At 37.3% G+C, this 14,995-nt stretch carries 13 protein-coding genes, 1 tRNA gene and 1 pseudogene; 6 read left to right on the forward strand and 9 right to left on the reverse strand.

Going from position 1 to position 14,995, the window contains the following annotated elements; genetic code table 11:
• Window positions 1-4 precede the first annotated feature (4 nt).
• The 3 genes from CMCT_RS04395 to murA form a co-directional block, all read right to left on the reverse strand.
• Window positions 5-79: transfer RNA gene (locus tag CMCT_RS04395), tRNA-Gly, on the reverse strand.
• 43 nt (window positions 80-122) lie between these two features.
• Window positions 123-1,295 carry a molybdopterin molybdotransferase MoeA gene (locus tag CMCT_RS04400; RefSeq protein ID WP_034967132.1) on the reverse strand — a complete coding sequence of 391 codons (1,173 nt, stop codon included), beginning with the start codon at window positions 1,293-1,295 and terminating at the stop codon, window positions 123-125.
• Complete coding sequence (gene murA, locus CMCT_RS04405) at window positions 1,292-2,557, reverse strand: UDP-N-acetylglucosamine 1-carboxyvinyltransferase (RefSeq protein ID WP_034967129.1); 1,266 nt, start codon at window positions 2,555-2,557, stop codon at window positions 1,292-1,294. Before murA ends, CMCT_RS04400 begins: the two co-directional genes overlap by 4 nt.
• 107 nt (window positions 2,558-2,664) lie before the next feature.
• Between murA and CMCT_RS04410 the strand changes: the two genes are divergently transcribed.
• The 6 genes from CMCT_RS04410 to CMCT_RS04435 all read left to right on the forward strand — a co-directional run bounded on the left by CMCT_RS04410 (window position 2,665) and on the right by CMCT_RS04435 (window position 8,528).
• Complete coding sequence (locus CMCT_RS04410) at window positions 2,665-3,315, forward strand: NlpC/P60 family protein (protein WP_034967127.1); 651 nt, start codon at window positions 2,665-2,667, stop codon at window positions 3,313-3,315.
• 12 nt (window positions 3,316-3,327) lie between these two features.
• Window positions 3,328-4,137 carry a ferritin-like domain-containing protein gene (locus tag CMCT_RS04415; RefSeq protein WP_169752292.1) on the forward strand — a complete coding sequence of 270 codons (810 nt, stop codon included), beginning with the start codon at window positions 3,328-3,330 and terminating at the stop codon, window positions 4,135-4,137.
• Complete coding sequence (locus CMCT_RS04420) at window positions 4,134-4,634, forward strand: SixA phosphatase family protein (RefSeq protein ID WP_034967126.1); 501 nt, start codon at window positions 4,134-4,136, stop codon at window positions 4,632-4,634. The genes CMCT_RS04415 and CMCT_RS04420 overlap by 4 nt, the downstream gene beginning before the upstream one ends.
• 62 nt (window positions 4,635-4,696) lie before the next feature.
• A complete protein-coding gene (locus CMCT_RS04425; protein WP_034967124.1) occupies window positions 4,697-5,989 on the forward strand; it encodes an SLC5/6 family protein in 1,293 nt (430 codons plus the stop codon).
• Window positions 5,989-7,356, forward strand: coding sequence for an L-serine ammonia-lyase (locus CMCT_RS04430; protein ID WP_176325032.1), 1,368 nt, complete (start codon window positions 5,989-5,991; stop codon window positions 7,354-7,356). Before CMCT_RS04425 ends, CMCT_RS04430 begins: the two co-directional genes overlap by 1 nt.
• Window positions 7,357-7,367: 11 nt before the next feature.
• The gene (locus CMCT_RS04435) at window positions 7,368-8,528 is read left to right on the forward strand and encodes an NAD(P)/FAD-dependent oxidoreductase (protein WP_034967122.1); all 1,161 of its coding nucleotides are present in this window, start codon (window positions 7,368-7,370) and stop codon (window positions 8,526-8,528) included.
• Between the two features lie 294 nt (window positions 8,529-8,822).
• Here the strand turns inward: CMCT_RS04435 and CMCT_RS09560 are convergent.
• The 6 genes and pseudogenes from CMCT_RS09560 to CMCT_RS04465 form a co-directional block, all read right to left on the reverse strand.
• Window positions 8,823-9,384, reverse strand: a pseudogene (locus tag CMCT_RS09560) (methyl-accepting chemotaxis protein); the annotation flags it as partial.
• A 1,011-nt stretch (window positions 9,385-10,395) separates the two neighbouring features.
• Entirely contained in the window at window positions 10,396-10,941 is a 546-nt protein-coding gene (gene pgsA, locus CMCT_RS04445; protein WP_034967121.1) for a CDP-diacylglycerol--glycerol-3-phosphate 3-phosphatidyltransferase, read from the reverse strand.
• 17 nt (window positions 10,942-10,958) lie between these two features.
• Window positions 10,959-11,744 (reverse strand): enoyl-ACP reductase, encoded by a 786-nt coding sequence (locus tag CMCT_RS04450; RefSeq protein WP_169752288.1) that lies wholly within the window; start codon window positions 11,742-11,744, stop codon window positions 10,959-10,961.
• Window positions 11,744-12,637, reverse strand: a complete 894-nt coding sequence (dapA, locus tag CMCT_RS04455) for a 4-hydroxy-tetrahydrodipicolinate synthase (protein ID WP_034967119.1) — start codon at window positions 12,635-12,637, stop codon at window positions 11,744-11,746. Before dapA ends, CMCT_RS04450 begins: the two co-directional genes overlap by 1 nt.
• Window positions 12,634-13,881 carry a M16 family metallopeptidase gene (locus CMCT_RS04460; RefSeq protein ID WP_034967118.1) on the reverse strand — a complete coding sequence of 416 codons (1,248 nt, stop codon included), beginning with the start codon at window positions 13,879-13,881 and terminating at the stop codon, window positions 12,634-12,636. Before CMCT_RS04460 ends, dapA begins: the two co-directional genes overlap by 4 nt.
• An 11-nt stretch (window positions 13,882-13,892) precedes the next feature.
• Window positions 13,893-14,966 carry a quinone-dependent dihydroorotate dehydrogenase gene (locus CMCT_RS04465; protein ID WP_176325033.1) on the reverse strand — a complete coding sequence of 358 codons (1,074 nt, stop codon included), beginning with the start codon at window positions 14,964-14,966 and terminating at the stop codon, window positions 13,893-13,895.
• Window positions 14,967-14,995: the final 29 nt, after the last annotated feature.

Below are 14,995 nucleotides of genomic sequence, written 5' to 3' on the forward strand. Positions count from 1 at the left end.
AAAGTGGAGCGGGAAACGAGATTCGAACTCGCGACCCCAACCTTGGCAAGGTTGTGCTCTACCCCTGAGCTATTCCCGCATTTAAATTGAAGTCCGCATTTTATCACTTTTTTTATCATTTGTCAAGAAAACCTTATGACTTTTATAACGCTATCTTTTTTAATACCATCTTGCGTGGCGTCAGAAAGATACAAAGCATTGCTTTTTATGAGCGGTTTTATCATACCTGAGCCAAAATTATTATTATCAGTAATGTGAAATTCGCACTCATTTTGTGTGAAATTTACACTACCTAAAACCACATTTGCACGACCTTGCTTTAGCTTTATCTCCTGCATAGCTTTTGCTACCACCTTGTCGTGCTCTTTACCCAAAAGCACTGGCAAAGCAAACAAAAACGCACAAAGATACGCTGCCATAGGGTTTCCTGGAAGTATAAAAATGAGCTTGTTATCCTTTGTAAATGCCTTGCAAGGTCCTCCTGGTCTTATGTTTATTCTGCTAAAAATTTCAGTATATCCTAGCGATACTAACGCAGTTTTCATATAGTCCGCCTCGCCTTTACTTGCTCCACCAGAGCAAAAAACTACATCATAACCATCTATTTGCTTAAAGGAATTTATTGTTGCGTCCAGGTCGTCTTTTATGATTCCAAGATAGTCGCTACTAAATCCATAATGACTTAGCAGTGAAGCGACTCCGTATGCGTTTGCATTGTAAATTTCAAGCTCATCTGCCCATTCCCAAGGCTCTTTTAACTCATCTCCGCTAGAAAATATGGCAATTTTTGGCTTTTTATACACCTTTACGTGCGTTATTCCTTGAGCGGCTAGATACATTATGTGTATTGGTGTTAGGGTTGTGTTTTTTGTTAGTAAAATTTCGCCGACTTTCGTTTCTTCTCCTAAAAATCTATGTGCGTCGCCTTTTTTAAAGTTAGAATTTGCATAAATTTTGCCATCTTTTTGGATTGCATCTTCTAGTCTAATAACGCTATCAGCACCTTTTGGAAAAGGTGCACCAGTCATTATCTTAACGCACTCGTTGCCATTTATACTAAGCTCTTTTTTCTCACCAGCAAATATACTATCTTTTAGCACATAGCCATTTTTTTGCTCATCAAATTTAACCGCGTATCCGTCAAGAGCGGAGTTGTCAAAAGCAGGGAGGTTTTTTATCGCTAAAATATCATCAAAAAGTTTGTATCCTAAGGCATTTTGAGTGCTTATTATCTCATGCTTATCAATGCTAAAATTTTCTGAAATTTTTAAAAAAGCTTCGTTTGCCTGTATCATTCGCTAAGCCTTTTTATGTTTGCACCAAGAGAATTTAGCTTTAGCTCTAGGCTTTCATATCCCCTGTCTAGGTGGTAAATTCTATGCACTTTAGTTGTTCCATTTGCTACAAGGGCTGCTAAAATCAGTGCCGAACTAGCACGAAGATCTGTTGCCATAACGTCAGTTGCGTTTAGTTCGCTTTTGCCGTAAATACTTGCGATATGCCCATTTAGCCTTATATCAGCACCCATTCTTGCAAGTTCGCTAACGTGCATAAATCTATTTTCAAAAAGCCTTTCATCTATAGTGCTAACACCGTCTGCTACGAGTGCTAGAGCCATAAATTGTGCTTGCATATCGGTTGGAAAACCTGGATATTCAGTCGTGATAATCTCGCAAGGTTTTATAGTTTTAGCTGGTAAAAGCGTGATTTTACCATCTGAAATTTCAAAGCCAAAGCCCATTTGCTCAAGCTTTCCAAGCACTGCGGTTAAGTGTTTTGGCTGGGTATTTGTGATTGTTATTTGTGAGTTTGTAATAGCACCAGCACAAAGATATGTTCCAGCCTCTATTCTATCTGGAATAACGCATATCTTGTCAATCTCTAATAGCCTTTTGCCACTACCTTCGATGACTAGCTCATCTGTGCCAATACCCTCTATTTTTACGCCAGCTTTGGCTAAAATTTCACATACTTGCACGACCTCTGGCTCTTTTGCGACGTTTACTAGATGTGTTGTGCCGTGTGCTAGAGCAGCTGCCATTATTATGTTTTCGCTTCCAGTAACGGTTATTTTATCAAACACAATCCTTGCTCCCTTAAGTCCATTTTCTGCTGTAGCTACGACATAGCCGTCTTTTATCTGTATATTAGCACCCATTTTTTCAAGTGCACTAAGGTGCAGGTCTATTGGTCTTTGTCCGATCGCGCAACCTCCTGGCAAACTAACCTCACAATGCCCAAATCTAGCAAGTAGTGGACCAAGAGTAAGGATAGAGGCTCTCATTTTACGCACGATATCGTAATTTGCCTTTGTTGAGTTTATGTTAGAGGTGTTTATGATTAGCTCATTTGGCGTTTTAAATTCGCACCTTGCACCCAAATTTGATAGTAGCTGAGCCAAAGTTTTTATATCAGCCACATTTGGTACATTTGTTATTTTAACCTCATTTTTTGCTAAAAGTGTCATTGCTATTATCGGTAAAGCCGCATTTTTTGCACCACTTATTGATACGCTACCGCTTAGTTTTGTTTTTCCTTGTATCTGTAAAAAATCCATTTTTAAACCTTTTTAAATTTTTTAGATTATATTTATTTTTTGCTTATACTTGCTTTTATTTATCTTATCTTGCTAAAATGTCACAAATTAACTTTACGGGAAGCTTAATGAAAAAGACTATATTTGCTTGTTTGCTTGTCGGGATATTTTTTGCAGGTTGTAGCTTTAATAGCCAAACAAAACCAAATTTACCACCAGAAAATGTAGCCACGAGTGATAGCTTACCAAGCGACTTTGGTAGAGATTTTGGATATGCAAATCAAGGCGTTTTTGAGCTTGATAAGTATATAGGGACAAAGAGCGGATTTGACTGCTCTAGCTTTGTTTCGTTGGTAAATAAAGAATTTAACAATATCTTTTTTGAAGAGAGTTTAGTAAGTGATTTTTATGATAAAAGTGGTAGAAAATCAAAGGCGATTTTTAACTTTTATGAGAGTAAGGATAGGATAGTTTTTAACGAGCCTCAGGCTGGGGATTTGATATTTTTTGCAAATACTCTTGGTAGAGGCGTTCAAAAAAATAAAGATAAAAAAAATATAACTCACGTTGGTATAATAACTAAAATAATGCCAGATAACACAATAGAATTTGCCCACTATGCCAAAGGCAGAGTGAAAAATGGTTACATAAATTTAGATAACAAAGATACACACAAAATCGGTAAAAAAGAGGTTAATAGCTACATTGTAAGCTGTGCTAAAAACAAAATTTCTTGCCTTAGCTCAAATAGGTTTGCTGGTTTTGGCAGAGTTAGATAAAGGAGATTGTTGTTGGATTTTTTTGAGGAGATTTGGGGGATATTAAATGAGGGCGACATTGAGCTTAAGTTTTTAAAATTTAAGCAGTTTTATTTGGAATTTAAAAACACTAAAGATATAAATTTTACTCGCAAAACAAAAGCACGTGAGCTTGAAAATCCAAGCTATTTTGGTTTTTGCGATGTTGTGAGTATGAAAAATTTAAACAAAAAAGTGCCTAAAGAGCAAAAAGACGCACACTTTATACACTCGGTTGCACACATAGAATTTTCAGCCATAGATATAGCACTTGATGCTGTTTATAGGTTTGATGATTTGCCACGCGAGTATTATGAGGATTGGCTTGAGGTGGCAGATGATGAGATACGCCATTTTAGGCTTATTAGTGATTTACTGGCTAAGAAAGGCGTAAAATATGGAGATTTTCAGGTGCACGACGGACTATTTGTAGCGCTTAAAAAGACTCAAAATAGCCTAGTTGAGCGTATGGCGTTGCTACCAAGATATATGGAGGCAAATGGCCTTGATGCAAATGCTCATATTATTAAAAAATTAAGCGAACAGAGCGGTTATGACGAGCTTATATCTGTTTTAAAGGTTATTTTAAAAGAGGAAGTTAGCCACGTTAGCAAAGGAAATAGATGGTTTGGCTACGCTTGTAAAAGAAGCGGTGTAGATGTTGGCGAGTATATAAATATAATTAGAAATTTATATCCAAATTCCTTTATAAATGTTCGCGAGTTAAATGAAGCTGATAGACTAAAGGCTGGGTTTTTGCAAAGCGAACTTGATGAGATAAAGTCGCTTGGGGGCAAAAGATGAAGCGTATATACTTTATGCGTCACGCAAAAGCAGAGAGTCAGAGTGATAACAAAAAGGACTTTACAAGAGAGCTAAACGGCAGAGGTAAAGAGGATATCGAGCTAATGGCTAAAGTGCTAAAGGGGCTTAATGTTAAAATAGACGCCGTTTTTTGCAGTGAAGCAACTAGATGTGAACATAGTGCAAAAAGGCTTATATCCGAGCTTAACCTTAAGAAAAAGCCAAAAAGTGTGGCAAGTTTTTACAACGCTAGTTATGAAAAGCTATTAAGTTTCATATCAGGGATTGATGATAAATTTAATGATGTTTTGATAATAGCACACAATCCAGCCATAACTGAAATTTGCGAACATCTAAGCGACTCCGCGATAGGCAACATACCTACAAGCGGGATATTTGCTATTGAGTTTGATTGTGAGTTTGCAAATATCAAAGAGGGCGAGGGTAGGGCGTTGTTTTTTGAGTATCCAAAAAAATACAAAAAATCCTCAAAATAATATTAATTAAAATTTTATTAATAACCTGATATAGTTTTGTAATTTTAAATTAAGGGGTTTTAATGAATCTTGAGTGGAACAAATTTGACAAAAGATGGATGCTCTCACTGTTTGGTACGGCTGTTGGTGCGGGTATTCTTTATCTGCCTATAAAGGCTGGAGTTGGTGGCGTTTGGCCAGTTTTTGTGATGTGCTTTATCATATTTCCTATGGTCTATTTAAGTCACAGAGCGTTAAGTCGCTTTGTCTGCCAGGCAAGTGGTCAAAATCACGATATAACTCACGCTGCTGAGGAGTATTTTGGCAGAAAAGTTAGCGTTTTTATCTCTGTTCTTTACTTTTTTGCTATCTTTCCTATCTGTCTTGCGTATTGCGTTGGTATTACAAATACTTTTGAAAGCTTTATCTATCATCAGTTTTTACCGCTTTTAAATAGTGGTGGTTTGTACGATTTTTTGGCGTCTATGTATGATAATGGTGCAAAACTCTTTCCATTTTATAGGGCGTTGATGTCGTTTGTTTTAGTTAGCATCTTTATGCTTATTATGCTTTTTAGTGAGGAGTTTATCACAAAAGTTTGTGAGTGGCTGGTGTATCCGCTATGTGCTATACTATTTTTGTTTTCAGTATATCTTATACCAAACTGGAACTATGAGTCGTTTTCTCATATCCCAAATTCTAAAGAGTTTTTAACTATAGTTTGGCTGACTTTGCCGGTTTTGGTCTTTTCATTTAATCACTCTCCAGCAATTTCAACATTTTCTTTAAGCATAAAGCGCGAATATCCGCAAAATTCAGTCGCAAAAGCAAATCAGATACTTTTTAGAACCTCTATGATGCTTTTAATCTTTGTGATGTTTTTTGTTATTAGCTGTACGCTTTCGCTTACTCCTAGTCAATTTATCGAGGCTAGAGCACAAAATATTCCGGTACTTTCATACTTTGCAAATATTTTAGAAAATCCTTTTATATCATACGGAGGACCATTAGTTGCGTTTTTGGCGATTTCTAGCTCGTTTTTTGGGCACTATTTTGGTGCTAGAGAGGGTGCTTATGGTATCGTTAGAAAGTGTTTCAAACTCGCTGGAAACGAAGCTCCAAATCAAAAGCTAATAGCGGTAAGTTGTACAGCGATTATGTATTTTGTTATGCTTATAACGGCGTATTATAACCCTAGTGTGCTTGGATTTATTGAGAATTTAGGCGGTCCGATAATCGCGGCTATATTGTTTTTAATGCCGATGATCTCTATTTATGTCGTTTCAAAAATGAAGCAGTTTCAAAACAAACCGCTTGATGCGTTTGTATTTTTAACTGGAATTTTAACGATAGTAACGGTTGTTTATACATTCTAATGAGTAACTTAGATATATTTAAAATCGGCATAGGTCCGTCATCATCACATACGCTTGGGCCTTTGGTGGCTGGAAATTTGTTTTGTGATTTGATCGCAGATGAGATTGAACTTGTTGAGCGTATTAAGGTCGATTTATACGGCTCTCTTTCGCTTACAGGCAAGGGACATTTAAGCGATCACGCTATCATTTGGGGTTTGAGCTATTTAAAGCCAAGGCAGATTAATGCTGGTATTCAAGAGCAAATTTTAACCAGGGCACTTAGTGAAAATTTGCTAAAAATTTGTGGTAAAAAAGATATAAAATTTAACTACCAAAACGATGTTATTTTTCATAGAGAATTCTTACCGCTTCACGAAAATGGACTTATTTTAACTGCCTTTGGTAAGGGCGGTGAAATTTTAAAAACGCAGACATTTTACTCTGTTGGAGGCGGTTTTGTAGCTAGTAAAGATGAGCTTGAAGCTAGGTTAAATGGACTAAAGAGTGATGATAAAATTCCTAGCGACTTTATGAGGGTGGATAACGCAAACCAGGCTATAAAAATTTGTGAAGAAAAAGGCTGGAGCTTGGCTAAATTATCGTTTGAATACGAACTCCAGTTTCACTCGTCAGATGAGATACAAAGGTATTGTGTCGAAATTTGGGACGTTATGCAAAGTGCTTATGCTGCTGGGATAAATCCAAAAAATATGAACCTGCCTGGCTCTTTAAATTTACATAGACGAGCCAAAGGGCTTTATGAGAGACTTTATGCAAACGATGATCCTATGGCGATTATTGATTACATCTCGCTTTATGCTATCTCGATAGCTGAGGAGAATGCCTCCGGGGCTAGAGTAGTTACAGCACCTACAAATGGTGCTTGTGCCGTTGTTCCAGCGGTTATGCTCTATCTTAAAAACCACACGAAAATTTTTAACGAGCAAAAAGCAGTAGAGTTTTTACTAACCGCTATGATGATAGGCTCTTTTTATAAAAAGAACGCCAGTATAAGCGGTGCCGAGGCTGGTTGTCAAGCAGAGGTCGGTTCTGCTAGTTCGATGGCTGCTGGTGCTATGGCAACCATTTACGGGGTTAGTGCGGCAGTGGCGTGTGCGGCGGCTGAAGTTGCGATGGAGCATCACTTGGGACTTACGTGTGATCCTGTTGGTGGGCTTGTTCAGATACCTTGCATAGAGCGAAATGCTTTTGGTGCTATAAAGGCAATCGCTGCTGCTAGAATGTCTATAATAAGAAAAAGCTCCCCACGTGTTGGGCTTGATGAAGTCATAAAAACAATGTATGAAACTGGTAAGGATATGCACTCAAAATATCGCGAAACATCGCTTGGTGGACTTGCTGTGAATGTCGGAAGTGTGTGCTAAAAGGAGAGCAAATGAGGCAAAAAGTTGTTGTTATCGGTGCTGGTTACGCTGGAGTGTCGTTTTTAAAAAGCCTTGATGATGAGTGTTTACGTTTGGCTGATGTGACAATCATAAACAAAAACTCATATCACTATCACTCAACTATGCTTCACAAGGTTGCAACCGCTGAAAATAGCGGTCAGATAATGTTTGATTTGCGTGAAATTTTACATCCTGAAATAAAAATCGTCCAACAAGCAGTAACTGATATTGATGAAAAAAATCGCGTCGTCGTGACTAAATCTGGCAGTTTTTGCTATGATTATTTGGTTGTGGCTGCTGGTTTTGAAAAAGAGAGTTTTAATGTAAAAGGCATTGAAAATTCCGTTTTTATAGGCTCTTATACGCAATCAAGCAGGATTGCTGAAGTAATAAAACTAAAATTTAGCCAAGCTATACAAAATAAAACTGGACTAAAGATAGCTGTTTGCGGTGGCGGTTTAACTGGTATTGAGTTTGCGGCAAGTTGTGCTAATATGTTAAAGCGAAAGTGTGATTTTTATAAAATTCCTGCTGAAATTTCGTCAAAATTTGAAGTGTATTTAATAAGCTCTACACCAAGACTTCTTACATTTTTTAGCGATGATTTATCTAAAAAGACGGCTAAAAAACTTGAAGATTTGGGTGTTAAAATTTTGCACGATACAAGGATAAGTTCACTTGATAAAGGTGTTGTAAATTTTGCTAATGGTAGCTTAAGTGCCGATCTTATTGTGTGGACAGCAGGTATTAAAGGTGCTAGTATAGTTAGCGATAGTGATATTGAAAATGACAGGGGTAGGGTAAAGGTAGATGAAAATTTACGTGCCATTGGGAGTGTTGATAGGTTTTATATAGGCGATGTTAGTGCTGTAAGTAACGGTGCTGGTGGCTATTATCCGCCGACAGCTCAGATAGCTTGTGAACAGGGGGTGTATTTGGCTGGGCAGTTTAGAGATATTTTAAAAGGCACGAAATTTAGCAAACCTTTTAAATTTAAAAGCAACGGCACAATCTGCTCAATAGGTCACAGCTACGCCACAGCACAGGTGTTTGGCTTTGAAATGGCTGGATTTTTACCATCGCTTTTAAAAACCATAGTTGAGAAAAAATGGAACGTAAAGCTCCTTGGGTTAAAAGGAGCGTTTTTGTAAATTTAGCTAAAACCGCACAAAGTTAAATTTAAACCTTAAACTTCCCTAGTTTTGTGTTTAAAATCTCAGTCATCTTGCTTAAATGTTCGGCTGCTGCTGCTATCTCTTCTACGCTTTTTGTGTTTTGTGATGAGATTTCATTTATCTGTGTGATTGAGTTTAAAATATCGGTAATATTATCGCCAGTTGTTATATAGTCACTTACGTTTTTATCTGACAGATCTATAGCCTTATACATGCTTGTGGCTAAAATTTCTATCTTTTCTTTAACATTTGTAGCAACTATGTTTAGTTCTCTTATTTGTTTTGAATTAACATTCATCTCTTCGCTTGATTCAGTTACAGCTTGAACTATTATGTTTATTGTGGCGTTTATCTCTGTTAGGCTTTTTTGTGTTCGCTCGGCCAATTTTCTTACTTCGTCAGCAACTACAGCAAAGCCACGTCCATGCTCACCTGCACGCGCAGCTTCAATAGCTGCGTTTAGAGCTAGTAAGTTTGTTTGGTCAGCAATGTCGTTTATAACCACAAGAATTGATTTTACTTGTTCAGCATCTTGACATAGTTTTGAGATTTTGTCTGACAGGCTTAATTCAACTTCTACACTATTTTCTATCTTATCGCTTAGCTCATTTATGGCATTATTTGCCTCATTTATTTGACTGGTTGCACTTTGCATATCCTCTTTGCTATGTTTTGCCTGCTCTATGGATAGTGAAATTTGCTCTTTTATATCGCTTGCTTTTTGTGTTACGATCGAAACTATTGAAGATGACTGCTCTACATTTTTGCCAGTTTGAAGCGATGTGGTACTAAGCTCGTAAGCCGTTGATGAATTCTCGCTTGAAAGCTCTTTGATTTCTTTTATAAGTACTTGTAAATTTCTAGCAACAACGCTTAAAAGCCCCATCGCGCTACTTTTGTTTGTAGTGCTAGTATCTACCGTTAGATTTCCATTTGAAAGTTCTTTTATAACATTTTCAAGCTTAAAGGCCTTTGCTCCTAGTGTATTATCAAGTACTTTAATATTTACATAGTATAAAAGTGCTATTACTAAAATCGTGGAGACTAACAAAACTATAAATAAATTTTGAAAATTATCAAGCTTGTTTTTTAGGCTATTTACCTGCTCTTTTGTACGATTTTCAACAAGTACAAAAAACTCATCAAGCGGTTCCATAATTTGTGCTTTTTGTGTGTGATACTCTTTGCCATTTACCAAATTTAGTGCAGTTTTTAAGATTTGATCTTTTTCATAAGATGGCTTATCTTTGAGATTTTTAATTATATCAAAAGCCTTAACTTCAAGCCCCACAAGAGTATTTGAGCGACTATCTGCCTCGCTTAGCTTTTTGAACTCTTCATCTGTAAAGCCCTCATTTCGCATTAGTTCTTTTAATGAAATTTTGGTATCTGTATCGGGGCGTGGCTTGGTATTTCCTCCAGCTACAAAATCCCAATAAACACGCTCATAATTAACAGGGCGTACCACCTTACCATTCCTGATATCAAGCACAGTATTATATTGCGTTTCGTATGAGCTATCACTAGTAGCTACAAATGTGCGAACAAGACGAGTTAAATCATCAGAGCTTTGACGAAGTTCATCTGCTAACTTATATGAATTTAGTTGTCTTTGACCGGCACTTACTAGCTCGTTTGAGATAGTTTGTATTTTAAAAAACACAAATCCAAGTGTAGGCATAAGACACATGCATAACACTACTAAGAAATTTTGAAATTTTTTTGAGTGAAAAATACCCATTTTTTTACTCCTAGTTAAAACTAAATTTTGGCTGTTTGTATTGTATAGCAAGTAATATTAAAAAAAATTAAAAATACAAAGTAAACAAAAATCTATTTTGTATTAATTTTTAATGTTTTTATTTACTGTTATATAAGCATTTACATACTCAAATCCTGAGTAAAGCGTGAGAAATACGGCAATCCATAGTAAAATTTCAGCTCCCCACCACTGCATTGTAAGAAAGCCAATGGCTATCATTTGAAAGACCGTTTTTACTTTACCAGCCATTGAGGCGGCGACGTTTAGTCCTTCACTAGCGATCACAACACGAAATCCAGTGATGAAAAACTCACGTATGAGTATTAGATATATCGCCCAAGGGTTGGCTCTACCTATCATCATAAGTCCCAAAAACGCCCCAAGTGTTAGCATTTTATCAGCCAGTGGGTCAAGCACTGCACCAAGTTTTGTCTTTTGATTCCAAAGTCTAGCGATATAGCCGTCAAAAAAATCAGTAACACTAGCGATAACAAAAACAAGTCCAGCAAAATAGTTTATCCAGCTTATGTGAATACCGCTAAAATGCGAGTGCGCGTTAATGAGTAGATAAAACATAACCGGTGCTAGTAGTATCCTAAAAAATGCTAGGGCGTTTGGTAAATTCATTGTTTTCTCTTTTAGTCTTACTTAAATGTCGTTCCGCCGTCAATTATAAATGTGTGTCCGGTTACCCAACTTGCCTTTGATGAGCATAAAAATACACAAGCGCCGCTTAAATCAGTCGGCTCACCCATACGATTTAGTGGGCTTAGCTTTGATGTTGCCGCCTTGACCTCTTCATAGTTTGTAAATGCTCTTAAAGCGTCAGTTTCAATAGGTCCACCGCTGACGACGTTTACTCGTATGTTTTTCTCTCCAAGCTCTGTTGCAGCGTATCTTGCCATAGCTTCAACAGCTGCTTTTGCTGTGCCGTGACCTGAGTAGTTTTCGATATAGACCAAATTTCCAGTTGAACTAAGCGAGATTATTGAACCACCGCCTACTTTTTCCATTCTTTTAGCGGCCTCTTGTGATCCAACGACAAAGGCATTAACGGTTGCACTAAAGATATTATTGATCCCACGTGGTTTTAGTTTCATAAATTTTGTGTATCCACCAGCGACAGCACGACCCGAAATAATGGCATTTGAGATGAAAAAATCAACTCTGTCAAAATCCTCATCAATCTTTAAAAATAGCTCCTTATAAGTTTCAGGCTCAAGTATATTTAGGGCGTAGGCACGGGCTTTTATACCATAATCTTCTTCAAGTTCTTTAGCTTGTTTGATTGCTAACTCTTCGTTTGAGTTAAAAGTAAAGGCAACGTTTACGCCAAGCTTAGCAAATTCTAAAACAATGGCACGACCAATTCCCCTTGTGCCACCGCTAATTACTAGTGTTTTGCCCTTAAATTCATTTTCAAAACTCATTAAAATCCTTTTATATCATATTTTTTCATAGTTTGTTCGATTAGTTTAAAATTTTGTTCACTTGGTTTGCAAAGTGGCAACCTATACTCAAGAGTAGGTGTTAGCCCAGCTATATACATAGCAGCTTTTATAGGTATTGGGTTGCTCTCGCAAAATAAAATTTTATTAATATCATAAAGCTTGTCGTTTATGGTTTTTGCCTCTTTAAATTTATCGTTTAAGGCATAGTGGGTTAAGTCTGCTATGTAGTTTGGCAAGAGGTTTGCAGTGACTGATATTACGCCATTTCCGCCATTTGAAAGGATAGGGTAGTTTATCGCATCTTCGCCACTAATGACTAAAATTTCAGGTTCGTGAGCAAGTAGATCAACGCACCTGTCGATGTTTCCAGTAGCTTCTTTTATGCCGATTACGTTTTTGCAATCTCTAAAAATTCTAATCGCCGTTGGTGGTAGTATGTCAGAGCCAGTTCTGCCAGGCACGTTGTATAAGACAACTGGGATTTCTACGCTGTTTGCGAGCTCTTTATAGTGCAAGTAAAGTCCCTCTTGAGTTGGCTTGTTGTAGTATGGTGCTACGGATAAAATTCCGTCTGCTCCGTGGCTTTGAGCAAATTGAGCTATGCCGATAGCTTCGTGTGTAGCGTTGCTTCCTGCACCGGCTAGAACCTTGACATTTGTGCCTTTACAAGCTAAAACCGCTATCTCTATGCAAACCCTGTGCTCATCGTGCGTTAGCGTCGCACTCTCGCCAGTTGTGCCAACAGGAACTACCACATCTATCCCATTTGCTATCTGTCTTTTTATGAGCTTTTCGTAGGTTTGCTCGTCTAGTTTGCCGTTTTTAAATGGCGTAATTAACGCCGTCATCGCCCCTTGTAAAATTTCGCTCATTGCTCTTCCTTTTTTAGTATTATCGTGGTTGAGTTTTTGGTGGTAAAGTATTTTTTTGCCATATTTTTTATTAAATTCTCATCTATATTTTCTATATTTTTCTCAAACTCATAAAGTGGCTTAATATCGCCACGAGCAAGGTAACTTCCATATAAATTTGCAACCTTTGAAGCGCTGTCAAATGAGTAGATAAAATCGCTTTTTATCATATTTTTAACACGTGTAATCTCGTCATTTTGTATTGGTTGCTCTTTTAGATTGGCTAAAATTTCTAAAATTTCATTTTCTACAATTTTTGCGTCAATGTTTGGATTGCAAACGGCTAAAAATATAAATAAATTTTCATCAATGCTACTCATCGGGTAGGCATAAATTTGATTTACAAGCTGTTTTTCTTCAACCAAAATTTTTTGCAAAACCGAGCTTTTGCCACTTGAAAGATACTCACTAATGGCGTTTAATCCGATCTGATCGGCGTGGTTAAAGCTTGGAATTTTAAATGCGATGGCTAACATCTCAACCTCGCTATCTCTATACAAAACCGCTCTCTTCTCGCCGTCTTGCTTTGGTTCAATACAATGAACCTTTGGAATTTCACGGCTATTTTTTATGTTTTCAAACGCACTCTTGGCTAACTCAAACGCACTTTTTTTATCAATATCGCCACTGATTAACAAAATCGCATTTTTTGGCTGATAGTAAGTGGCGTGAAAATCCTTAATATCATCAATCGTCCAGTTTTTTATGTCGCTAGTAAAGCCGATCGGTGTCCAGTGGTATGGGTGGTAGATAAATGCGTGGTTGTAAAGTCGGTAGTAAAGGTATCCAAGCGGATTATTATCTGTCCGCCACCTTCGCTCTTCTGCTACCACATCACGCTCTGGCTGAAATTCTCTGTCTTTTAGGTTTAAATTTGCCATTAATTCGGCAAAAAGTTCTAAGCTTTTGCCTAAATTTTCGCTTGAGCATTTTATAAAATAGTGCGTGTAGTCAAAGCCAGTTGAGGCGTTATTTATACCACCAAAGCCCTTTACTATCTCGTCAAACTCCCCAGCTTTTAGGTTTTTTGTGGATTTAAAATTTAGGTGTTCAAGCATATGAGCAATACCGCTTTTGCCCATTTGCTCGTTACGTGAGCCTACTTTGTAAAAGATATCAACACTAATGACTTTTGAGCCACGATTTAGCGGTATATGGTAAATTTCAAGTCCGTTTTTTAGTTTTGTTTTGTTAAATTTTATCAATATTTTTCCTTTTATTTTTTAACGTTTATGCCGATAGCTTCGCTTATATTATTAAATCCGTCAGCCTCTAAAAGCTTTAAAATTCCGCTGTTTAGCTCACTGCAAATCATCGGCCCTTTAAATATAAAAGATGTGTAAATTTGTATCAAACTAGCACCCATTTTTATACGCTCATAAGCGTCTTGTGCGTCACTTATGCCACCACAAGCGATAAGTATCGTCTTGCCAAAAAGCTCATCGGCTACGGCTTTAAAAATTTCACGCGATTTTTGCCTTATAACTTCGCCACTAAGTCCGCCAAAATTTTGTAGATTGCTTGATTTTGAGAGTGAGTAGTCAATGCTGGTATTTGAGATGATTATGCCATCAGCTCCGCTTTTAACGGCACTTTGGCAAATCTCTATCGCTTTTTCGTGTGCTAAATCTGGCGAAATTTTTAAAATGATTGGTTTTGTACTTAGCTCTTTTAATCTACTAAAAAGCTCATTTATAAAGCTAACCTCTTGCAAGTCGCGTAGATTTGGGGTATTTGGTGAACTTAAATTTACAACAAATGCGTCGCACAAAGAGTCAAACTCGCGAACTAAAAATTCATAATCATCAATGGCATTTTCATTTGGCGTGAGCTTGTTTTTGCCGATATTTGCCCAAAGTGGTAGGACGTTTGGGTAGATACTGCTCATCCTGTTTTTGATTTTTGCTGCACCTTCGTTGTTAAAACCCATTGCATTTTGTATGCTGTTTTCTTCTACTAGCCTAAAAAGACGCGGTTTTGCGTTGCCATTTTGTGGTTTTGGGGTAAAGGTTCCGTATTCAAGGTAGCCAAAGCCAAGAGCACTAAGTCCTGCTATCATCGTTGCGTTTTTATCAAATCCACCACCGATACCAACGGGGTTATTATATATGCTTTTAAGTATACTTTGCTGAAGTCGTGGATCGTTTATGACGCATTTTTTGGCTATAAAACTAAGCAGTCCTGGCAGGGCTTTTGCTGCTAAAACTAGACCGCTTTCTGCCACTTTATGAGCTGTTTCAGGCTGAAGCTTAAAAAATATCGATTTTAAATCATTATATTCAAGGCTCATACATCCCCTTCGTTTGTTAAAAATGGAGC

It is taken from the genome of Campylobacter mucosalis (assembly GCF_013372205.1).
Classification (GTDB): Bacteria; Campylobacterota; Campylobacteria; order Campylobacterales; family Campylobacteraceae; genus Campylobacter_A; species Campylobacter_A mucosalis.

Excerpts from the sequence above, each read along its gene's own strand:
- dapA (WP_034967119.1), bottom strand. The coding sequence starts at position 12,637 with ATGAGCGAAATTTTACAAGGGGCGATGACGGCGTTAATTACGCCATTT.
- CMCT_RS04420 (WP_034967126.1), top strand. The coding sequence starts at position 4,134 with ATGAAGCGTATATACTTTATGCGTCACGCAAAAGCAGAGAGTCAGAGT.
- CMCT_RS04430 (WP_176325032.1), top strand. The coding sequence starts at position 5,989 with ATGAGTAACTTAGATATATTTAAAATCGGCATAGGTCCGTCATCATCA.
- CMCT_RS04435 (WP_034967122.1), top strand. The coding sequence starts at position 7,368 with ATGAGGCAAAAAGTTGTTGTTATCGGTGCTGGTTACGCTGGAGTGTCG.
- CMCT_RS04425 (WP_034967124.1), top strand. The coding sequence starts at position 4,697 with ATGAATCTTGAGTGGAACAAATTTGACAAAAGATGGATGCTCTCACTG.
- CMCT_RS04400 (WP_034967132.1), bottom strand. The coding sequence starts at position 1,295 with ATGATACAGGCAAACGAAGCTTTTTTAAAAATTTCAGAAAATTTTAGC.
- murA (WP_034967129.1), bottom strand. The coding sequence starts at position 2,557 with ATGGATTTTTTACAGATACAAGGAAAAACAAAACTAAGCGGTAGCGTA.
- CMCT_RS04465 (WP_176325033.1), bottom strand. The coding sequence starts at position 14,966 with ATGAGCCTTGAATATAATGATTTAAAATCGATATTTTTTAAGCTTCAG.
- CMCT_RS04410 (WP_034967127.1), top strand. The coding sequence starts at position 2,665 with ATGAAAAAGACTATATTTGCTTGTTTGCTTGTCGGGATATTTTTTGCA.
- CMCT_RS04450 (WP_169752288.1), bottom strand. The coding sequence starts at position 11,744 with ATGAGTTTTGAAAATGAATTTAAGGGCAAAACACTAGTAATTAGCGGT.
- pgsA (WP_034967121.1), bottom strand. The coding sequence starts at position 10,941 with ATGAATTTACCAAACGCCCTAGCATTTTTTAGGATACTACTAGCACCG.